Raw genomic sequence first — 21,669 nt, forward strand, 5'->3', positions numbered from 1 at the left:
AAATAATAGTTATTTTTCAAAGATAGCCCTGTGCAGGAACCCTTCAAAGAATATTCTTATTGCGGTCCCATCTTGCCGAAAAAATACTGGAAAGTGATCATGACATAACGCTGTAAAGCATTTACCTGCTTTGTTTCGGTATAGGTAGCTGTTGTTACGCTAGATATATTGGTGTTGTTATTAAAAAGATCGTTTATCCTGCATTTCAGTTTCAGCTGCTCCTTCTTTCCAAAACTATAAGCTACCGCGCTGTTACAAATAAAATAACGGCGTTGATCCGGCGCCGTTACCTGCGAATTATAATTGTACGCCATATCGCCCGACAACTCCAGGCGCTTAACAGGAACCAGCTGCCATTGCAGGTTAAAGCGTTGTGTGGTATAGTTAACATTGTCAATACCGGGTAGCGAATAAACGGTATTGTTCACATCTATGTTTACAGCAGGTGATATCGTCAGCAATTCTTTATAAATAACGGAAAAATAAACACCGGCGCCGGCGGTCCACCCGTTGGAGACATTTTCCTCACCCGCCACCAGGCCAATACTCCTGTTCCTGTTCACATTCACGTTAAAGCCGTTGTTAAATGTCCAGCTGTTCTTTTTTTTCTGGAGATTGATATTTCCCTGTACCATCATTCTCCACGTACCATTCACATTCTGAAAGGTACTGATTTGTCTGCCCAGGGAATCATACCGCTGATCCGCTACAATTTCATTACGGACCACTGCCCCGTTGGCGCCGAGATTGAAACTAAACCCTTTCCCCGGCTGATAAATGTAAAACATCAGCGCAACGTTTTGGGTAAAAGTGCCTTTCAGCAAAGGGTTGCCGACCTTCATGAACAACGGGTTAGTGTTATCCACTACGGGCGACAACTGCTCTGCCGAAGGGGCGGAAGAAGAAATGGAATAGTTGGTGAACAATCGTCCGTATTTGCTGAGGGAATAATTCAGTTGCAGGTTAGGCGCAAATTGCTGCTGATGAATCTTAATCACGGAGTCCAGCCACAGCAGGCGGTTTTCCTGTTGCAGGATCCGCATACCGGTGTTCAGTGCTACACTCAGGCGATCATTTTTCCAGGCCAGCTGCACAGATGGTGTATGGGTAAAACTGGTATTTCTACTACTGCCGGACAAAGCGCTGTCCCGCATGCCGTATTTACCGGACACGGGATCTTCTTTAAATACTTCCCGGAGCTGCCTGTTGTACATGGTACCCAGCGTATAGTCTAACGCCACCACAAAGCCATGTCCTATTGAAGCCGATAAATTAAATGTAAAGTTATTATTAAAACTGTTTTCAGCAGCGCTGATATACTGATTTACAGAATCACGGTGACTAACACTATTATCTGTATAAAAGTTATTTACTGAATTATTATATTCGGTTTCTTTTTTACTGCCGGCGTCAAACTTCCAGGTGGTATTAAGGTTGAGCTTGCGGTTACGGCTGGTTTTATTAAAATTTATTTCGCTGCCGCCATTACGCGTATGTGCGTCACCGTTACTCCGGGAAGAAAGTGTGTTCAGTAAATCGCCGCCGGAGGTTTCCGACAGGGAATACATTTGCAAAGTGTTGCTGCTTTTTCCTATACCCGCGTTACTCCTGAACGTCCAGGTGGTGAGGGAATCTTTTTCATAAACAAGATTGGTATACAGCTGATGCTGACTGTTCCCGGCTATGGCATCACTATTGGTTTGATTATGGAAGCTGTTATCCGGCAATAAATTGAGCCGGTCGGTGATGGTTGCCTGATTATTTTTGGTATTGTTATAGTTATAGTTCACATCCAGTGTGAATTTCTTACCTGGTTTTGTGTTGATGTTGATACTGCCGTTGTTGTATTCCGGCAGTCCTCCTCCGCCACCGCCCATGCCGGATGGCGACATCATTATAACGCCGGCCGTTTCATCTGTAACATTCTTTGCCGCCGCCATCACACTAATGCGGGTTGGATTGCGCATGGAGCTGATCATTCCATCTGCAAGGTAACGTTGACGGCTACCCGCACCGGCAGTGATGTTTCCCATGATGCCGGTATTTTTATCTTTTTTAAGGACGAGGTTAACGGTAACATCTTCAGCCGGCGCTTTCACGGCAAGGGAGCGCTGGGCGGCGAGGTCTTTGGTAGCGGTTACTTCTATCTTATCAATGATGTCTGCAGGCAGGTATTTGGTAGCGGCCTCTTTATTATCTCCAAAAAATTCCCTGCCATCTACTTTAATCTTCGTTACCGGTTTTCCGTTTACAGTAATGCTGCCATCACTGCCTATCACTACGCCGGGCAGTTTTTTCAGCAGCTGCAATACGCTGGCATTTGCAGCCAGCCTGATGGCCGAAGCATCAAATTCCAGGGTGTCGTTACGAAGTGTAAAAGGCGGTTTGGCAACGATTACCTCCACTGTTTTAAGTCCAATGATTTTGGGATGGGCAGTATCGGCTTTAGTTGCCGGCAGGCTGTCCGTAGCCCGCCCCTGTGCCGTGGCGCAGGGGGCGGTTACGAAATATCCGGCAAGGAAAAATGCAATCCCGGCGTATAGTGCTTTCACGTTTTGTTTAATTACTTTCCGGTACCAGTATGGCGCGGATATAGTTAGCATTGTTAAAATATTTTACAGCCGTTTGCTGTAAAGTTTCCGGGGTGATTTTCTGGAGCCGGGCTTTTATATCCGGTTGTTGTAAAGGATCCCCGTTAAACAGGGCGGAAATAATATAATTCAGCCAGAAGCCGTTTTCTTTAAATGCCCGCTCCACACTGCTTTTATAGCCTGCCTTATATTTTACCACATCGTCGTCTGCCACGCCAGTTGTTTTCAGTTTCATGATTTCACTGTTAACGCTGAGAATCAGGGATTCCACGTTGCGTGGATCGCAAATAAAATTAATGCCAAACATATACTCTCCGGAAGGCACCTTGCGGGTATTGGCATTTACGTTAACGCTGTATACGCCGGCTTCCTGCTCGCGGAGCCTTTCTGTAAGACGAATATTGAGTACGCCTGCCAGTGCTTTCATCTGGTCGCTGGTGGCAGCATCATACGGAAATGAACCACTGAAAGCAAGGGTAACAATTGCCTGCGGTTCTTTACCGGCTATCACTTTTTTCACTACCCTGCCCTGCGGATAATTCAGCTGAAGATCCTTCACTTCCTCCCGGCGATGTAAAGCCGGCAATGATCCCAGGTACCTGGCCAGCAACGGTTTGATGCTATCCGTATTAAAGTTCCCGACGAAGGTGAAGGTAAAGCCGGCGGCATCTGCAAAACGGTTTTTATAGATAGCCAGTGCCTGATCTGCATCAAGCAGGTTCAGTTGTTGCTCCGGCATCTGCATCTTACGGAAATGGTAATTGGCCATTACAGCGCTGAGGGTATCGCTGTAAAGTTGCCGCGGCGCTTTGTTTGCATTGGCGTACGACAACCGCGCCTGTTCTGTCATATTGCTGAACATCACCGGGTCTTTACGCGGACTGGTAAAATACAGGTATACCAGTTGCAGCGCGGTTTCCAGGTCTTCATCCGCGGAACCGCCGGAAATACCTTCCGATGTTTCGCTGATGAACGGCGCCACTGATACATTTTTCCCGGTGAGCAATTTGCGCAATTCCGCCTGGGTCATATCCGATACGCCGCTGGCGCTTACGAGTGATGCTGCGATGCTGGCGTTATAAAAGTCAGCGTCGCTTACCTGTGATAAGCCTCCAGGGTTGAAACCATTAAATAAGATTTCATCTTTCTTAAAGGTGGTTGGTTTCAGCAATACTTTTAGGCCGTTGCTGAATTCCAGGGAAGTAATGCCCAGGTCTTTAATCACTTTCTCGCTGGTAATCACGCCGGGTTGCGGCACATTGTCGAGCAACGTGGTGCGCAGTACTTTTTTATCCTCATAAGCGGCGATAGGCGCCACGGCGGCTTCGTTCATCCATTGCAGTACCATGGCTTCCGAAGGAAGGGAGTCTTTCTGTTTATCGTTGGCTACGAGGATAAGATCGCGGTCGGTATCCTTAAAGTAAGATTGTATAATAGCATTAAAACCCTGTAGCGTAAGCGTATCGGCGCTGGCTTTATACAAGGCTGTTTCATATGCGTTACCCGGACTTGCTTCGCCTTCCAGGAAGTGCCTTACATATTCTTTTACATATGATTCAGACGGGGTTTTGTCCCGTTCCTTATAGCTCAGGGAAATACTGCTGAGGAATGATGTTTTCGCCCGTTGCAATTCACCCGCGGTGAAGCCATAGTTCTTTATCCGTTGCAGTTCCGTCCACCATGCTTTGATGCCTTTTTCCGTTTCACCGGGTTTGAGTACTACCCTGCCGTTAAGCCCGCTGAGATTGGCCATCATTTTGCTGAATCCTGCGCTACCGCTGAGGAATGGCGCATTTTTTTGCCGCGCTACCTCATTTAAACGATCGCTGACCATGCTATTGAACAGTGATTGGATGAGGGTATTGCTGAAATCCGTTTTTGTTTTAATGATGTTACCCCGTTGTTTGATGGAGAGTTCCAGCCGCGTGGTAGCCACTTCCGGATCTGTTACCACCAGGAACTGGTTTTTCCCGGTGAGCGGGATGGTAGTGTACTTACGTTCTTTCGGCTGTGCGGGCGAGCGCAAATCGGAGAACATAGCGCGGATCGACTTCTCTATCTGCGCTACATTTACATCTCCCACTACTATCAGCGCCTGTAGGTCGGGCCGGTACCAGTCTTTATAAAAAGCACGGATTTGTTCATGCCTGAAATTTTTCAGTACTTCTTCCGTGCCTATCGGGAGACGGGAGGCGTACAGCGATTGATTCACCGACAGTGGCATCACTTTATCCTGTATGCGTTGTGCGGATCCCAAATGTTGTCTTTTTTCTTCCAGGATCACGCCTCTTTCATTATCTATTTCCTCATCGCTGAGCGTGAGTTCCTGTGCCCAGTCGCGCATGATCTGCATGGCATTACGGAAAACGGTTTTATCTTCCGTAGATACGGGCAATTGGTATACTGTTTCATCGAAACCCGTGTAAGCGTTGAGATCAGCGCCAAAACGCACGCCTGATTTCTGGAGATAATTTACCAGTTCATTTTTGGGATAATGGGTAGTGCCGTTAAACGCCATGTGCTCCAGGAAATGCGCCAGCCCGCGCTGTTCGTCTGTTTCCAGGATAGACCCGGCTTTGTTTACCAGGTACATTACCGCTCTTTTTTCCGGTGTGGTATTTTTCCGGATATAATAGGTAAACCCGTTAGGGAGTTTACCTATTGTTACTTCCGGGTCCATGGGCACTGCCTCACCGGTTTGTTGTGCATGGGCTACGCTGCCGGTAAATACAGACAATAGCATCCCCCATGCTGCAATGCTGCAACAAAATTTTATCATGATAACTGTTATTTTTTTAAAAAGATGATTATGGCATCCACCAGATTTTGCTGGTGAAGATGTCGATAGGTCCCTGCGCCAGGAGGTTTTCCTTATTCTGCACCATTTCTGATAGCGGATAAGGGCACCGGATCGGCATGGTATTACCTATCCTGGCCGGATCGTAAGACAGTGGAATGTCCGGGAACGCGCCGTTGCGGCGGTAATCCACCCATGTTTCAAAAGGTTCAATACCATTAAAGGCCATGTATTTCTGGAACATCAGCAGTTTGTATTTATCCGGCGCTGCGGCCCAGCTCACCTTTGGGTTGGTGGCTTCCGCCTGGTACCAGTTGTTGAAAGCATCATCCGACAGGGAAGGCACCGTGGTGTTGCCACCTACATTAAGCCACCGGAAGGATTCCTTTACCGCATTTTTATAGGCCGTTTCGGGATCACCGGGCAACCAGCCGCGCTGAATGGCTTCTGCCTGGAGGAATGCGCTTTCTATGCTGGTGATGATCCAGCAGGGCATGTCATAGCCCTTTATGATACCGGTTGACAAAGGCGATACGGCCGTACGGAAAGTGCGTACACCGCCCACCTGCGATACATACTCGGTGCGGTTATAAGGAAACTGCTGTTCATCTACCGGCAGGCCGAATTTATTCCCCCTGTATTCCTGCGGACCGGGTTGTGCAAAAGGCTCCGGCGCATTGGCAGGTAATGGCACACGGGCAGGCGAATAAAAGAAACCAAGACGGGGATCGTGGTTCTCTTTCAGCATATTCATGGCGGTTACATTTGCGGATGCAATCTGCCAGTTAGGAATAGATTTATTACCTGCTAACCCATAATAGCGGACATACACATCATACTGCGAATATTTAGCGTAGTATTTGGAAGGTTTCATATCGGTAAAGCCAGGATTTACACTGGCATCTTCCCCGCTGTTTAAGAAGCCGGAACCTTGTGCCGTAATCTTTGCTATTTCACCTTTGATATAATTTTCCCTGCCAGGCTTATTCGCCTGATGTATCAGCATGCGCAACTTGAGGGTATTGATAAACCGGAACCACTTTTGTTTTTCGCCATGGAACATAATATCTGCAATGGAGATACGGAGCGCTTTGTCCTGCGGGGCATCGCGGATGAGGATGATGGCCGAATCCAGCTGCGTCATCAGGTCTTCATAAATAAACTCCCCGGTATCATACTTAGGTTTCCGGATACTGGTATTATTGGCCTCACTATAAGGCATGTTGTTATTGTTATCTACCGCGCGGCTCCATTGCAGCGCCCGGATCGCTTTCGCAATTCCTATGTAATAGGGCTGGTCATGCAACCTGGCATTGGCTTCCCAAAGGAGAATGGTCGGATCGGGGGAACTGGTGCCGAAAGAACCGTCATTTAACTGGTAATAAGTAAGTTCAGTGACGCCGGTGGCATATTCCGCATATGTCCAATAGCCCATCCATTGTGCTTCCAGCTGATTCTCCACGCCGGATATACTGTTGAACAACATATCGGGTAACATGAGATCCGGTGTGGCATTGTTCTCTGTAAGCTGCAGCGGATTGTAGTTAATGTCTATCCAGCCTTTTTTACAACCTGCCATAAAAGTGGCGGCAGTTAGTAAGGCTCCCGCTAAAATGTGATATCTTTTGCGCATCAGTTTAATTTTTTGTTGTTAAAAACTCACGGTAGTGATTACGCCGTATTGCGCCACACCCGGAACGGTTGAAACACCGGACGCAGATCCGGAAAGATTGTCGGGAATGGTACGGTACCCCCTGTCGCCAGGACCTTTGATCAATTGCGGATCTCCTGTTTTGTTTTTCTTTGTGTAGAAGTTAAACACGTTCCTACCGTATACACTTAAATTGAGTTTCTTAATTGTTTTTGTTTTGAAGAACCTTTCGTAGCCTATCACCACCTCCCGTATTTTGAAGAAGTCGGCTTTGGTCAGGTAGCTGGCAGAAGCGTTCTGGAAGTGACTGTATAATTCCTGATTAGCACTTTTCGTATATACATCTGTGTTAGGGACCAGTTTCCCGGTACCATCGTCATATACGGAATTCGGATAAATAAAAGGTTTACGATCGTTGTACACAGTGAGCACGCTGAACCCGTACTGCACGTCGTATTGCATAAGGTCAGAGTAATGCATGGCGCCGGTATTGAATTCTCCCAGTACGGCCAGCGTAAATCCTTTAAAGGCGAAGTTCAGGTTCATTCCACCGGAATATTTGGGTAAGGTGCGTCCGCCGTAGATCGGATTATTAATGTCCGCGTCCGGCATACCGGTTTCTTTATTTACGATCACCCTGCCTTCGGCATCTTTCTTCAGATCATACACCTGGTATTCAAATGCACGCTGCCCGGTGCGGGCCACTACCCCGTACATGCTTCCGTAATAAGGTGTTCTCAGCGGGAACAGTCCATCATAGGCATCGCTGATAGAGATCACTTTATTATCGTTCATGGCTACACGTATATCTGCACTGAAGGTAAATCCGCTCCTGGTTTTAATGATGGGGTCCAGTTTCAGATCGGCTTCCCAGCCATAGTTGCGCATGATGCCCAGGTTATCGATGGTGCTGCCACCGCTCAGCCACGGGATCTTTACTTTCATGATCACACCGTTATTCCGTTGGGTATACCAGGTGAAATCCAGCGCTACCCTGTTCTTCCAAAAGCCTGCGCTGACGCCGTATTCCTGGCTGAGGATCTTTTCCGGTTTCAGAAAAGGATTGGGATTACCCTGCATATAGTTATAAGCAATGATGCCTTCATCGGATGTGCCGGGGTAAGGGAAGCCGTTAGAATAGGCCATTGAAAGGGTCCGTTCCGACTGGTAGGGTTCAATGTTCATATTGGCCGTGGTATTTACCGCGGCACGTAACTGCAGGCGCGATAACCAGGTATAATTTTTCAGGGAAGAAATAACTTCATTCAGGATCACGGAAGTATTACCGCCCACGTAGAGATCTTTTCCCCTGCCGGCTTTTGCGCGCTTGGAGTCCCAGTCGTTGCGCGCCATCAGTTCCACAAACACTTTGTCTTTGTACCCAATGCCTGACGTACCGAAGAAGGAATAGTTGCGGGTGAGCAATGATTCCTCGGCACCATATGGCAGATCGCGGGAAAACGCGAGGTTGAATACCGGGATGATGGGATTACCGCTGCCGGAAACTTTCTTATAATAATTCTCTTTTACGGAGCTACCTAACGTAGTGCGGAAATTAAAATTGCCTGCGTGGTTTAATGCAGTGATCAGCAGGTCGTTGTTAAGCGTGGTATTGGAGCGGGACTCCTCTCCCAACTGTGTAAGCCGGTCGCGGAAGCGGTTATAGCCGCCATATTGTTTGGCAAAATCAGAAAAGTTCATTGGCTGCGAAACGATTTTTTCGTAAAAGCCATCATACACCACGCTGGGTTTGTCTGTTACCGTTAGCCACGGCAGTACTTTTGCGGTTAGTATCAAACCCGTCACCAATGCGTTATCTGTACTTTTCTTTCTCCGGTCTGCCGCCTGCTGATACGGACTCATTACGTCGTTATCATTCCAGTAGTGGTTTATATCTGCCCACTTATTGTTCTCATAATCTTTGTAACTGAGGATAGGGATATAAGTAGGTGTGCTCAGCATATCGTCGAACGTAGGACCTTTATCAGCGGTGGTACGGGAGTAGTTGAGGTTCAGTTGTACATTCAGTTTGCCCAGTTTACGTCCGGCGCTGAAGAAAAGGTTTACGCCGTCCTGTTTATCGCCCGGTATCATGCCTGTTTGATTGACAGCGTTAAGGCCGAGATAGAAATCGGAGATGGCATCTGACTGGGAAATGGATAAATTATTCTGGATGGTGCGACCTACGTTGAAGAAGCGCCTTGCATCCTTTTTATCGGAGTAGGTCACCATCTGGTAGTCGCCGTTTTCATCGGCTCTTCCGATGGGTACCAGCCGGCCGTCGTAGGCGGGGCCCCAGCCGCTTTTATCCAGGCTGCTATAGATACCGTTTCCTTTGTCGTCTACCAGGCCGCTACCGGTACCGAAGCGTCGTTGTTTACTGTTGTCATTCCGGAAATCAAGGCGGGAAAAATTTACGCTGTTGCGGAAATTGATCGCAGGTTTGCCTTTTTGTCCTTTTTTTGTGGTGATGATGATCACGCCATTCACACCTTCCGGTCCGTATAAAGCCGTACCGTTGGCGCCTTTCAGCACGGTTACATTTTCAATATCCGCAGGGTTGATGTTATTGATAAAGTCCATGATCATGGCGGCGGAGTTAATGTCCGACCCAAAAGATAACGGCGTGCCATTGAGGATGAACAACGGCTGGTTATTGCTGGTGGTACTGAAAGAGCGGATACCGCGGATCAGCACCCGCATTTGCGGGTTCATGTCGGCGCTTTGTATAGCGATATTTAAACCGGATACTTTACCGGCCAGCCCCTGGAGCAGGTTGCCGGAATTGGCGCGGTTGATATCCGCCCCGCTCACTTTGGCGACGCTATAGCCTACTTCTTTCGAACTTTTTTCTATCCCAAAAGCCGTCACCACTGTTTCATCCAGTTTAGATACACCGGGGTTCATCATTACGGTGAGGAAGGGTTGGTTGGGAATGATCTTCACTTCCTGTGTTTCATATTGCAGGGAGGTGATGATCAGCACATTGCCGGGCTCGGCATTCAGGCGGAAGTTGCCTTCTCCATCGGTAATCGCTCCCCTGTTCTTTCCTTTTATTTTTACAGATGCCGACATGATTGGTTCTTTCGTGGTGGCATTCAGTACTTTACCATTCACTTCAATAAAAGCGCTTGTGATAAAAGGTAGCTTTCCTTCCAGTGGCGGTGGCTTTTCCGCGAACGTAATCACTTTGCCGGTGATGGTATAATTCAACGGCTGATCTTTGAAAGCCGTTTCCAGGAAGGCTGTCAATGGCATATCTTCCGCTGTTACCGTGACCGGTTTCGCTGTTTTCAGCAATTCACTGTTGTAGAAAACTACATAACCTGTTTGCTGTTCAATAGCAGCAAAAATTTTCTTCAGGGAAAGATCTTTACCTGAAAGTGTAACACTTTGTGAAAAAGTTGACGCATGCACACTTAGAAAAGTAATAGTCAGCAGTAAAAAGGTAAGCCTCATTACGAACAAGATTTTGGTAATGTAACGATGCCTCCACCATGACAGGTGGCCACAATAAGCATTTTTTTGCATAAATTGCATTTGGTTTGGTTGATAATAGATTCTCTTACGGAAAATTTAAAACGACTGAACTACTAACCGGAAGTGGGTCCAAGCACTTTCGGTTTTCGTTTTTTAATGATTGGTTTATTTAGGTTGTATGATCAATTTTCCTCCCGGCTCCAGTCTGAAGTGAATGCCGGCATCGGTCAATATTTTCAGTAATTGAGTAAGGCTTACATTCCGCACTATTTTGCCGCCGAACACTACATCCGGTACTTCCTGGTCGTACACCACCTCTATGTTATACCATCTGGCCAGCTGCCGCATTACCTCGCGGAGGTGTTGTCCTTCAAAATTAAACAGGCCGCTGCGCCACGCCATTACAGCGCTGGTATCTACTCCATTCACCACCTGCGGTGTTTGTGCACCGGTTGTTAAAACAGCCTGCTGGCCCGGCGATAATACCACCGTCTCTCCTGCGCTGAAGCGGATACGCCCTTCCAGCAAGGTGGAACGGATGGCTGCTTCATCGGGGTAGGCGTTTACATTAAAGTGGGTTCCCAGTACATCAATATAGTTTTCCTGGTTGCTGATCTTTACCCGGAAGGGTTTGTGTGCATCCTTTGCCACTTCAAAGTAGGCTTCCCCGCTCACTTCCACCAGTCGTTCTTTGCCGGTAAAAGCAGTGGGATAACTAAGTGAGGAGGCGGCGTTCAGCCATACTTTGGTGCCATCGGGCAGTACTACCTGGAACTGGCCGCCACGGGGCGTTGTGAGTACATTTATGCCGGCCGCTTCCCCGTTGGAGGAAGGTGCATAATTCAACTGGCCGTTTACCTGCTGGGCAGTGGCGTTGCCCAGCTGTATTTGCCGTTTGGCTACGCTGTCGAGTGTTATCACGGAGCCATCGGCCAATTTTAATACGGCTTTACTGCCACCGGGCGCCACATCGTATTTCGTTGCCAGCTGTTGTTTAACGGATGGTTGCTGCCAGCGCAAAATACCGGTAGCCACGAGTAACAGCAGCGATGCCGCCGCCGCCCACCAGGCATACTGCCGGTAATTTAAGCGGCGTGGTGTTTTACCGGTTGCTTTTAGTGGAGTGACCGGTATAATATTGGCATACATTTCCCTCAGGGGGGCATCCTGCCCGAATGCCGAGTGATCGGTTTCGGCCAGTGCAGCCAGCAAACTTTCCAGCCTGGCGGTGTTACGTTCATCCAGCAGCATCACCCGCCATCGCCGGAATTCTTCCGGTGTCATGGTATCTTCCGTGTACTTGCGGAACAGTTCATCAAATTCCTTATCGGCAGGTTGCATGCATTAAAATAATAATGGTTGATGTTGTTATTACCCCTTGCTACTATAGACGTAAATACATCCCGGGGGTAATGCATACTTTCTTAAAAAAAAGCAGAAAATAATGGCGTCAGGTATAAAAGGGCTACCAGTGCTATTTCCGGGAAGTTTTCTTCCAGGTATTTACGGATAATGGCCAGTGCCCGTACCAGATGACTTTTAGAGGTAATGGGTGAAATATTCATGCGTTGTGCGATTTCCGTATGGGTTAAACCCTGGAAACGACTCAGCATAAAAGCGGTTTTTAATTGAGGGGAAAGTTGGTCCACGGCCTGTAAAATGGCTCCTTCCAGCTGTTTCAGCGCCAGTTGTTCTTCTACGGAAGGGGTTGTATCGGTAAAAAAACTGGTCAGGTATTCTTCCTGTTCCGGAGCAGCTACTTTTTTTCGCAGGTAATCCATCGCCATGTTGCGGGTGATGGTATTGAGCCAGGGTCTGAATTGCTGTACAGTGAACAGTTGTGATCTTTTTACCCATATTCTTACAAAAACTTCCTGGGTAAGATCCTGTGCAATCTCCGGTGATTTCATCAGGCGCAGGGCGAGTCCATACACATGCCTGGCATAATGTTCATAAAGTATACTGAATGCCTCCTGATCGGCGTCGGCTACCTTCCGGAGCAATTCCTTCTCATCTTCTAACTGGTGCATTCCATAAAAATCTAGGCGCGGAGAGATCGGTATTTTGATTGATGTCGTAAAAATAGAAAAAAAGCTGTCATTCGTGCTTCTTTTTATTTACAGATATCTTTTCTCAACACTTCTCCGTCCTTCATGCCGCGTGTATTAAACTCAATGGTTTCCACGCGTCTGCCACCCGGGTAGTGGAGGCGGATTTCATAGTCGGTATCTTTTTCCAGTGTCAGGTTAATTTCCCTGCCGGCTTCCCCGATAAAGCACCAGCCGATTTGCCGTTGTTTGTTATAGATATAAATACAAGCGCCTGCCAACGATGGACATACCGTACCGGTGAATGGGATCACGAGTGCCGGCGGTAATTGGGTGAGCGTATATATGGGAGGTGTAGTAATGGAATAAATATCATCACTTCCTTTGCCGCCGGTGCGGTTGGAGGCGAAATAGGTATTTCCGTTAGCTGCGGCTACAAAATAAAAATCGTCTCCTGCAGAATTGGTAGGATAGCGGAGGTTTTCCGGTATACTCCATTGGGCTTTACTGCCGGAAGTATGGAAAATATCGAATCCTCCCATACCGGTCCATCCTTTACTGGAAAAGTACAGGCTGCCATCGGGAGCAATGGTCGGGAATTCTTCTTCTTCCATCGTATTAATACCCGGACCACCGTTGACCGGTGCGCCCCATTTGCCATCACTTTGCTTTTCGCTGTACCAGATGTCTGTGGCTCCTTGTCCGCCGGGCATGTTGGCCGCAAAATAAAGGGTGTTGCCGTCGTTGCTGATGGCGGCGTGTCCCAGGGAATATTCGTCGGGTTTATTATAGGGGAATGCGATTAGTTCGCTCCATTTGCCATTTGCCTCTTTTTGGGTGGAGAATAACTCCAGCCGGCGGTAGCCATACTTCACTTTATCTTCTTTTACGGCAGGAATGCGGCGGTCGGGGTTCGTCATAGTTACATAGGCCGTGCGGTAATCCTTATCAAAAACAACCGGGCCAACATGGTATTTCGACCAGTTAAATGCCGGCGAGAAATCTTTGATGTATATATTCCCATAGTTGGCAGTATCGCCCATATAAAGACCCTGAAAGTCGGTACGGGTACGGCCATATACATTCCTGTTAAAGTGGCTGCCGTTTTCCAGCTGGTTACGGTATAGTGAGTCGGACACGAATACGATGCCGCCGGGATAATAGGTAGCGCCCCAGTCGGATCCAACGGTGTTAAGTCTTTCTACATTACGGATCGTAACAGGTGTGGGGTTTTGTATCCATTCCTGTGCCGCATCGCAGCCGGCGATCCTGTTTTTTACCCGTTCGGGGTTACCGGTTTGCGCGTATTGTGTGTAAGCAGCTTTTGCTTCGGCATATTTACCTAGACTTTTCAGCATATCGCCATAGTATAAACGGGCATCAGCAGGAGCATCGGGGCGGGTCAGCAATTTGGCGTACCAACCGGCTGATGCCGCATAATCATTGGTATGCCGGTAGGAATCTGCCAGTCGTTCCAGCAGGGAGGTTGTTGTTTTATCCTTTCGCTTTGCGGCGATCCGTTCATACAGGGAAGCCGCTTTTGCGTAGTCGTATTTGGCGTAGTAAATGGCGGCCTGTTGATCCAGTGACAATTGTTCCTGTGCCTGTAAAAACTGTACCGATAAGATGAGTAGAATTATACCTGCATATTTTTTCATAGTGTGTGTTTAAATGAATACCCTGGATTAGAAATATCTCGGACTGATCACCCTGGCTTTCTTGCCGGGGAATAAAAAACCGATGGATATTTCATGCGATCCGCTCTGGAAAGAAGACATTTTGCTGACGGTAAGATCATACGCGTATCCCAATCTGAATTGATTGGTGATATTAAACTGTACCAGTACGCTGGCGGCATCCAGTTGTTCCAGGTTTTTATCCAGTGCGGGTTTACTCCAGATTCTCACGCCGGTGCGGTAAGAGCCGCCCACCCAAAGCCGGTCGGCAATGAAGAATAAAGCGGTAAGATCTGCATTGGTGGGTCCTTTAAAGTCTTCTTTTATGAGGATAGAGGGTTTGAACTTGACGGTTTCAGACAAGTCGAACATCATGCCGGCGTTCACATACAGGTGCTGTGTTTTACGGATGGTTTTATACTGGTATCCTTTCCAGTAATAACGCGAGGCATCCGTGTAAAGGGAAAAGAGGTCCATTACAGATGCGCCTGCGTAAAATTTAGAGGTGAAGTAGTAGATCCCGAACCGTGCATCCGGTACCCAGGTAGATGCCCTGCCCATAGGAATGGTTGGATCATTATCATCGTTGTATACGAGGGCGTTACCATCAATGGCATATTGGGTAACCCCGGCCCCTACCCCCAGGCATAAACGTTTGTCGCCGTCTTCATTCAGCGGAATACGGTAGGAGTACATCCCGTAAATGGAGGTAGCGTCCTGGGGACCCAGTTTATCGTACATCACCTGCAGTCCCAATCCCACGCGGTTATCGCGGGAGGCGTTCAGGGCGCCGTCTACCGACACGCCCCCGGTTTGGGGGCCACCGGGGAAATTAACCCATTGCTTTCTGTAGATGGCATTGGCAAATAAATCTTCTTTGTAACCTGCGTAGGCCGGGTTTACGCTCAGCATATTAAAAACATACTGGCTGAACTGGAGGTTTTGCTGCGCCTGTGTGGTTACCGGCTTATACAGCAGTCCGGAACACGCTAACAGCAGCATTAAGGTTGATTGCTTGGTTATGCTCATACGAGATCCTTTAAAGATGTCAATAAGTAATGATTACCGAAGTAATTTAACCTCCCCGTTAAATTCCTGCTAACCCATGCTGTACATCAATTCAGTATGTAGAAGTAAATATCTTTATTGAGGTCTTTTCACAAAACAGTCGCCGTCCGGGGTACAATAAACACTATTATCTTATTCACATTGCGTGGTGGTAACAGGCTACAGCGCCGTATAAAGGATATGTCAACATCAGAACCGAACAGACAAAAGCAACCAGAAGGGTATCTTCCAGCCTTTAACAACAATAAAAATGGTAAAAGGTTTACTGAAATTTATCATTTGTGGAAGAATAACATATGTTGCTACATAGGAATCCTATCTACAAGACAGGGGGATAACGTTACAACAGGTACAGCACCATCGCCGTAATCGCTCCAAACAACGTATTGCTGAAGTTCACCGCATCATTACTAATGATATGTTTTCGCTCCAGGGTGGCGCCCAGCAGGGAGTCTGCCAGGTTACCGGCGATACCGGCGATGGCTACAAACCATACCGTTTCGTCCATACCAAAGCTGATACCGTACAGCAAAGCGAGGATACCTGCGCCCATGGCGCCCAACAGGGTACCTTCCAGGCTGATAACGCCATCCAGTCCCCGGGTATCTTTTTTAAAGGTGAGGATATTATAAAAGTTGCGGCCGTATACCATTCCCAGTTCGGACGACAGTGTATCGGCAGTAGCAGCAGCCAGGCTGGCGGCCAGCATCATTTGGTACATATCGTCGATGTCGGGATGCATGAGTGCCAGCAATGCCATGAAAGCGGCTACTCCGCCATTGGCAAATACCTGGCCGGCCGTGCGTTGTCCGGGGTGATTTTCTCCGGGAAAAATTTTCAGATGCTTTTTATGCGAGGTGGCGGTTACGCCCATGATAAAAAATGCGCCGAGCAATAATAGTCCGCCGTAGCCGGCGCCTGCTGCTACCAGCAGCGCTACTGCCGCTGCCATTACGCCACCGCCCGGGGTAAGCTTACGTTTTATTACACATAGCACCGCAATGGCGATGACCGCCACCGGTACCATAATCAGTTCAGGGAAAGAAGATAGTTGCATAACAAGCCGCAAAACTATACAAATATCCCGTTCCTGGTCTTTTAAATGTAATGGGCGGTCTTTTCTTTGATAAAGGAATGGTGTGCGCTCCAGCTATCCCATACTGCCTGTGCCCATTTTTTCATGGCGGCGTATAGTTCCTCCTCGGTGGTTGCTTTGAGTACATCCTTAACGGTGAGAGCGCCGGTGGTAGCGGGAGGTTCCAGCTTCTCCCATGACTGCTGCGGGATAATGCTGTGCACATGTTGTACCTGCCGCCCGGTGTAATTTTTTTCCAGCGCCAGATACAGCCCTATCAACGCGTAGGCGGTGATGATGTTCCGGCTCACACCACCGGCATGCTGGGCGCCGTAGGCATCTACAGACAACTGATGATGAAAATCCGGGTGCTGAAAAGCAAAGGTGCGGTCGGCGAGCTGATTGAAGAGATCCAGGCATTCACCGGATGCATTATATCTTTCTGAAGGGGCAAATTGCTGGTACGCAAGATGTAGTTTACAGCCCGGGCAAATGATATTGTTTTCTGTCATGTGCTGCTGAAATTAAATGCTGGTGTAAATACTAAATTTAAGGATTTTACACCAGCATTCGGGCTATTCTTCCGGCAATAAATTGTAGTTGTTATTTCGCGTACCAGTCGCGCAACCTTACTTCAATTCCCTTGTTACCTGCGTCTACCAGGCTTTTGAACTTATTCACATCCGCCAGTCCGCCTTTACCACGGTAGTGATAAGGGTACACTATTTTTGGGGCGAAGGCCAGCACTGCATCTGCGGCTTCGGTTACATCCATCGTATATGGCAGGTTCATGCAAACGAAAGCTACATCGATATTTTTCAGCGCCCTCATTTCCGGAATACCCTGGGTATCGCCGGAGATATAAACCGACTTATCTCCTACCTTCAACACATATCCGTTGCCCCTGCCTTTGGTATGCATAGCGGTGGCGCTTTCGGGCAGGTTGTACATGGGAATGGCATGGATGGAAATTCCTGCTACGGTTTTGGACTCGCCGTTTTTCAGGGTCACGATCTGCGCGACTGGTATCCCTTCCAGTTTAGCTGTTACTACTTCCGGGGCAATAATAATAGTACGCGCCGTTTTAACCGCGTTGATGGTAGCGGGGTCAAAGTGGTCGCCATGAATATCCGTTACCAGAATGATATCCGGCGCTGCCAGTCCTTTATGCGGTTCGGCACCGCCAGCAGGGTCCACATAAATGGTTTTGCCTGCCACCGATAACAGGAGGTCGGCATGGTTAATGGGCTGGATAGTAAGATTTCCTTTGGAGGTAGAAATCACATCCGGTGTAACTCTTTGTGCAATGGCATTGCCCGTGGCAAAAAGCAGGAAAAGTGCAAGGAAACAGTTTCTCATAATTGCTGATTAATGTGATCGTAAAGTTAACAATTCCCGCGCTGCTTCTCCTTAAAAATACTACTTTCGTGCTCGCTCCAAAGTATTTAAACAGATGGGATTCAGGCTTATATTTCTTTTACTGGTTATTTTTTCTCCCCGCATACAGGCCCAATCGGACAGCAGCCTGCCCGTGGTGGCTGACAGCATCCGCCCGGTGATCAACGCCAGCGATACCCTAATACGGTACCGCATAAACGGCGCTTACCTGGGCAGTATCTGGCAGGACCTGAAATATACGGTAGCGCGGCCCGCCCACTGGGAGAAAAAGGATTATATCCGGCTGGGCGTAATTACCGGTGTGACAGGCATCCTGCTGGGAGGGGATTACGGCGTAAAACAATTCTTTGTACGTCACCAGTCGAATTTTGTTACCAGCGTAACCGACCAGATAGAACCCTTTGGCAATGCTTATTCCCCGTACATTGTAGCCGGCATGTATGTAGTGGGAGTGATTGCAAAGGACCGCAACCTGGAACACGGCGGACTGATGGCCGCCAAATCCCTGATCATTTCCACCGCCATTTATGCCACGCTTAAAAGTGTGATAAGACGTGGACGTCCTACCTACTACGATTCCCCGTTTAACTTTGATCCTCCTTTCAGTAAGGATAAAAAGCATACCTCATTCCCTTCGGGACATAGCCTCACCGTCATGACAGTAGCCACCGCTTTTGCGGAGCTGTATGGAAAAGATCATCCATGGGTGCCGTGGGTATCCTATGGCATTGCCGGTCTTACCGGCGCCACCCGCCTGTATGAAAACCGGCACTGGAGCAGCGATGTATGGGTAGGCCTTGCCCTCGGGCATTTTGTAACGAAAAGCGTTTTCCGTCATCACCGGGAACTGGAGCACAAAAAGGCCATGCGATTAATGATGGCGCCGTGATCCTTTAATTTGCAAGGAATTAAAGCAGCGAAGAAAGCCTTCGCTGCTTTTTTATTATAGCAAGATCAATTCGCTGTATTACCATTGTACTGGTCCAACAACTGCGCCAATGCGCTCACTTTATCAGGATATTCCTGCGCTACGTTGGTACGTTCCCGTACATCAGATCCAAGGTTAAACAGCTCTATGTTTTTAGTGCCTGTTTTAGGATCGGTGATTCTACGCAGTTTCCAGTCGCCCACACGGATCGCTTCCGGCGTACCATTGTTCACGTAATAAATAGGAGAATGAGAGATGTGCTCTTTTTTACCGGTGAGCAGATCCAGTACGGATTCCCCATCCAGTTTTCTGCCCGCAGGAAGCGGTGCATTTACCCAGGCCGCCAGCGTAGGCAGTACATCCATACTGGTAAAAGCATCCGTAATGGTTTTGTGCACCGGTACATGGTTTTTCCAGTACACGATAAACGGAACGCGATGACCACCTTCATAGGTTTCTCCTTTTTTTCCACGGAAAATACCGGTGCTGCCCACGTCCCAGGGTTTGATCACATTATCCGCCGACATGCGCGCCGGAAAATCTATCCAGGGACCGTTATCACTGCTGAAAATGAAAATGGTGTTATCCGCGAGGCCCTGCTGCTCTACTGCTTTCCAGAGGTCTGCTAAGTTAGCGTCTATCTCTTCAATCACATCGCCATACAAACCACCGGGCGACTGTCCCCTGAACTTCTTAGAAGCGGCTACCGGCAGATGTGGCATGTTATGCGCCAGGTACAGGAAGAAAGGTTTGTCTTTTCGCTGTTGCTTCACATATTTAATCGCTTCCTTTGTATACAGCTCCGTAAGGGAAGTATCTGCAGGACGGAAGATTTCAGGTGTTCTGTCGCGGTAAATCTTCAGCACCGTATCCGTTTTTACGTAGGGGAAGCGGTAATCGTGGCTATACAATAAACCAAAGTAATGATCAAAGCCCTGCGCTACGGGGAAATTGTAAGGCTGGATATCCCCCAGGTGCCACTTGCCTATCATGCAGGTATTATATCCTACTCCTTTCAGCATTTCAGCAATGGTCACATCTTCATCAGGCAGGCCGATCTTATACCCCGGAGGGATCGGGAAGTTAAGCTGTGAGCGGGTTGGATAGCGGCCTGTTAAAAGGCTTACCCTGGAGGGGGTACAGGAAGGAGAGGTAACCATATAACCGGTTGACTTTACACCCTGCTCCGCCACATGATCCAGGAAAGGCGTACGGATCTGCGGGTTGCCGTAACAACCGAGGTCACTGTATCCCATGTCATCAGTTAATACAAAAATGATATTGGGCCGCTGCTGTGCATACACGGCAGGCACGGTGCCAAAGGAAAGTCCTGCCAGTAAACAATAGATATATCGCTTCATAAATAATAATTACCAGTTTGGATTTTGTGACAGTGCCGGGTCCAGGTCGCGCTCTTTCTGCGGCACCGGCCAAAGGTAGTGTCTCGATTTATCAAATGCACGGTTAAATGATACTACCTGCACGACTGTACGCTGACCATTGTTATTCCACGTAATACCATACACGGGGCCTGTCATTACTTTCTCCGCTGTTTTCCAGCGGCGGATATCGTAGAGGCGCAATCCTTCAAAGGCCAGTTCCACGGTACGTTCATACCGCACCGCATCGCGCAGCTGGCTTTGGGTAAGACCAGCAGGTAAAGCGGGCATATTTACATCTGCCCGCCGGCGAACGGTATTAATGGCATTGTACACGCTCTGGTCCAGCTGATTCAGTTCTATTTTGGCTTCTGCATAAGTCAACAATACTTCCGCATAACGCAGCAGGATCATGTTAATACCACTGTTTGCCGGATTAGCATAGTCTTCCGGGTTGATGTATTTTTTCAGGTTGTACCCGGTAGTGGATGCGATGTAAGTGCTGCCAATGGCATCTGCCGTACCACTGTTGGGCGCGGGATGAAATACGGTACCGGAGGGCAGCACATCGCCATCTACAAACAGGCTGTATCTAAGGCGCGGGTCCCTATTATCGTAGGGATGATCTTCATCAAAAGTGCTGCCCGGCGCGTGGATATCTTTTCCGTCGGCCGTCTGGTAGGTATCCGCCAATACTTTGGTGGGCACATAGGAGCTGTTACCGTTCTTCTGGCTGTAAGGCGCCATCATGCTGAACACGTTGTTGGGGTAGTTATCTTTAATAAACTGTTTATCAAGTATCGCTTCTTTGTTATTCTCTGCGGCATAACTGAATAATTTCTGGTAGGAGTCATACAGCGTGTAGCCAAGACCGTTTACTTCCGTTGCTGCATCGGCAGCGAGCTGATAGCGGCCGGCGAACAAGTCGGCGCGGGCTTTCAGCGCCCAGGCAGCACCGCGGGCAATACGTCCTTTATCGGCTGCATTGGCGTAAGCAGCAGGTAACAGTGCCGCCGCTTCCGTTAGTTCCTTGTCAATGAAATCGTAGATCCGGGCGACCGGTGTTCTTTGCAGGGCCCGTGCCTGTTCCAGGGTAATAGAGGTGGTAACCAGTGGTACATCTCCATATAAACCTGCCAGCTTTATATACTGGTAAGCGCGGAGTGTTTTTGCTTCTCCCTTGAACTGGTTGATCAGCGCTGGCGTGGAGGAAGTTACCTTATCCACATTTTCCAGGAAATAGTTGGCAGCATGAATGCCTTTATACGCGTTCTTCCATTCACCGTATACTTTGGCGCTGGATTGATCGTAGGTACCCAGTTCAATATAAGCCTGCACATCAAAGTTCTGGTTGGTATGCCCGATATCGGTGAGCGCATCCAGCGAGAGGATGTTGGTACTGTCGAGATCGAGATACAGCGCGTTTACTGCGAGTTTGGCATCAGCTTCCGTATTCCAGAATACATCCACTGCGAGGCGGTCTGTAGGCGCGGTATCCAGCAGGTCTTTATTGCAGGAGGCCAGCAGGACGATCAGGAAAAGATAAATACTTTTATGGATTGAGTTCATAACAATTCG

Annotated in this window: 14 protein-coding genes; 1 reads left to right on the top strand and 13 read right to left on the bottom strand. The window is 48.3% G+C overall.

From position 1 onward, the window contains the following. Nucleotides 1–56: 56 nt before the first annotated feature. The 11 genes from AB6805_RS03445 to AB6805_RS03495 all read right to left on the bottom strand — a co-directional run bounded on the left by AB6805_RS03445 (nt 57) and on the right by AB6805_RS03495 (nt 17,745). Nucleotides 57–2,603, bottom strand: a complete 2,547-nt coding sequence (locus tag AB6805_RS03445; protein WP_370908061.1) for an outer membrane beta-barrel protein — start codon at nt 2,601–2,603, stop codon at nt 57–59. Continuing rightward, on the bottom strand, nt 2,560–5,370 hold the full coding sequence (locus AB6805_RS03450) for a M16 family metallopeptidase (RefSeq protein WP_370908062.1): 2,811 nt from the start codon (nt 5,368–5,370) through the stop codon (nt 2,560–2,562). Before AB6805_RS03450 ends, AB6805_RS03445 begins: the two co-directional genes overlap by 44 nt. Before the next feature lie 28 nt (nt 5,371–5,398). Then, complete coding sequence (locus AB6805_RS03455) at nt 5,399–7,021, bottom strand: SusD/RagB family nutrient-binding outer membrane lipoprotein (protein WP_370908063.1); 1,623 nt, start codon at nt 7,019–7,021, stop codon at nt 5,399–5,401. An 18-nt stretch (nt 7,022–7,039) separates the two neighbouring features. Next, nucleotides 7,040–10,498: a SusC/RagA family TonB-linked outer membrane protein gene (locus tag AB6805_RS03460; RefSeq protein WP_370908064.1), complete on the bottom strand. Its 3,459-nt coding sequence runs from the start codon at nt 10,496–10,498 to the stop codon at nt 7,040–7,042. 186 nt (nt 10,499–10,684) lie between these two features. Continuing rightward, nucleotides 10,685–11,860, bottom strand: coding sequence for a FecR family protein (locus AB6805_RS03465; protein WP_370908065.1), 1,176 nt, complete (start codon nt 11,858–11,860; stop codon nt 10,685–10,687). Nucleotides 11,861–11,943: 83 nt separating this feature from the next. Further along, complete coding sequence (locus AB6805_RS03470; protein WP_370908066.1) at nt 11,944–12,549, bottom strand: RNA polymerase sigma factor; 606 nt, start codon at nt 12,547–12,549, stop codon at nt 11,944–11,946. An 83-nt stretch (nt 12,550–12,632) separates the two neighbouring features. Further along, nucleotides 12,633–14,225 carry a hypothetical protein gene (locus AB6805_RS03475; protein WP_370908067.1) on the bottom strand — a complete coding sequence of 531 codons (1,593 nt, stop codon included), beginning with the start codon at nt 14,223–14,225 and terminating at the stop codon, nt 12,633–12,635. 27 nt (nt 14,226–14,252) lie between these two features. Then, on the bottom strand, nt 14,253–15,272 hold the full coding sequence (locus AB6805_RS03480) for a type IX secretion system membrane protein PorP/SprF (protein ID WP_370908068.1): 1,020 nt from the start codon (nt 15,270–15,272) through the stop codon (nt 14,253–14,255). Between the two features lie 379 nt (nt 15,273–15,651). After that, complete coding sequence (locus tag AB6805_RS03485) at nt 15,652–16,368, bottom strand: TIGR00297 family protein (protein WP_370908069.1); 717 nt, start codon at nt 16,366–16,368, stop codon at nt 15,652–15,654. 41 nt (nt 16,369–16,409) lie between these two features. Beyond that, nucleotides 16,410–16,898, bottom strand: a complete 489-nt coding sequence (locus AB6805_RS03490) for a DUF5946 family protein (protein WP_370908070.1) — start codon at nt 16,896–16,898, stop codon at nt 16,410–16,412. A 91-nt stretch (nt 16,899–16,989) separates the two neighbouring features. Next, nucleotides 16,990–17,745 (bottom strand): MBL fold metallo-hydrolase, encoded by a 756-nt coding sequence (locus AB6805_RS03495; protein ID WP_370908071.1) that lies wholly within the window; start codon nt 17,743–17,745, stop codon nt 16,990–16,992. A gap of 94 nt (nt 17,746–17,839) precedes the next feature. Here AB6805_RS03495 and AB6805_RS03500 point away from each other — a divergent pair, with 94 nt between their 5' ends. Further along, nucleotides 17,840–18,673 (top strand): phosphatase PAP2 family protein, encoded by an 834-nt coding sequence (locus AB6805_RS03500; RefSeq protein ID WP_370908072.1) that lies wholly within the window; start codon nt 17,840–17,842, stop codon nt 18,671–18,673. Between the two features lie 65 nt (nt 18,674–18,738). On the opposite strand, the gene AB6805_RS03505 is transcribed toward AB6805_RS03500, so the two are convergent. Beyond that, complete coding sequence (locus AB6805_RS03505) at nt 18,739–20,073, bottom strand: sulfatase (protein ID WP_370908073.1); 1,335 nt, start codon at nt 20,071–20,073, stop codon at nt 18,739–18,741. 9 nt (nt 20,074–20,082) lie between these two features. Next, nucleotides 20,083–21,660, bottom strand: coding sequence for a RagB/SusD family nutrient uptake outer membrane protein (locus AB6805_RS03510; RefSeq protein ID WP_370908074.1), 1,578 nt, complete (start codon nt 21,658–21,660; stop codon nt 20,083–20,085). Nucleotides 21,661–21,669 lie beyond the last annotated feature (9 nt).

It is taken from the genome of Chitinophaga sp. RCC_12 (assembly GCF_041360695.1).
GTDB lineage: Bacteria > Bacteroidota > Bacteroidia > Chitinophagales > Chitinophagaceae > Chitinophaga.

Coding starts and splice junctions, on each gene's coding strand:
- AB6805_RS03505 (WP_370908073.1), bottom strand. CDS start 20,073: ATGAAGCGATATATCTATTGTTTACTGGCAGGACTTTCCTTTGGCACC.
- AB6805_RS03510 (WP_370908074.1), bottom strand. CDS start 21,660: ATGAACTCAATCCATAAAAGTATTTATCTTTTCCTGATCGTCCTGCTG.
- AB6805_RS03495 (WP_370908071.1), bottom strand. CDS start 17,745: ATGAGAAACTGTTTCCTTGCACTTTTCCTGCTTTTTGCCACGGGCAAT.
- AB6805_RS03500 (WP_370908072.1), top strand. CDS start 17,840: ATGGGATTCAGGCTTATATTTCTTTTACTGGTTATTTTTTCTCCCCGC.
- AB6805_RS03475 (WP_370908067.1), bottom strand. CDS start 14,225: ATGAAAAAATATGCAGGTATAATTCTACTCATCTTATCGGTACAGTTT.
- AB6805_RS03460 (WP_370908064.1), bottom strand. CDS start 10,498: ATGAGGCTTACCTTTTTACTGCTGACTATTACTTTTCTAAGTGTGCAT.
- AB6805_RS03470 (WP_370908066.1), bottom strand. CDS start 12,549: ATGCACCAGTTAGAAGATGAGAAGGAATTGCTCCGGAAGGTAGCCGAC.
- AB6805_RS03485 (WP_370908069.1), bottom strand. CDS start 16,368: ATGCAACTATCTTCTTTCCCTGAACTGATTATGGTACCGGTGGCGGTC.
- AB6805_RS03490 (WP_370908070.1), bottom strand. CDS start 16,898: ATGACAGAAAACAATATCATTTGCCCGGGCTGTAAACTACATCTTGCG.
- AB6805_RS03465 (WP_370908065.1), bottom strand. CDS start 11,860: ATGCAACCTGCCGATAAGGAATTTGATGAACTGTTCCGCAAGTACACG.
- AB6805_RS03445 (WP_370908061.1), bottom strand. CDS start 2,603: ATGCTAACTATATCCGCGCCATACTGGTACCGGAAAGTAATTAAACAA.
- AB6805_RS03455 (WP_370908063.1), bottom strand. CDS start 7,021: ATGCGCAAAAGATATCACATTTTAGCGGGAGCCTTACTAACTGCCGCC.
- AB6805_RS03480 (WP_370908068.1), bottom strand. CDS start 15,272: ATGAGCATAACCAAGCAATCAACCTTAATGCTGCTGTTAGCGTGTTCC.
- AB6805_RS03450 (WP_370908062.1), bottom strand. CDS start 5,370: ATGATAAAATTTTGTTGCAGCATTGCAGCATGGGGGATGCTATTGTCT.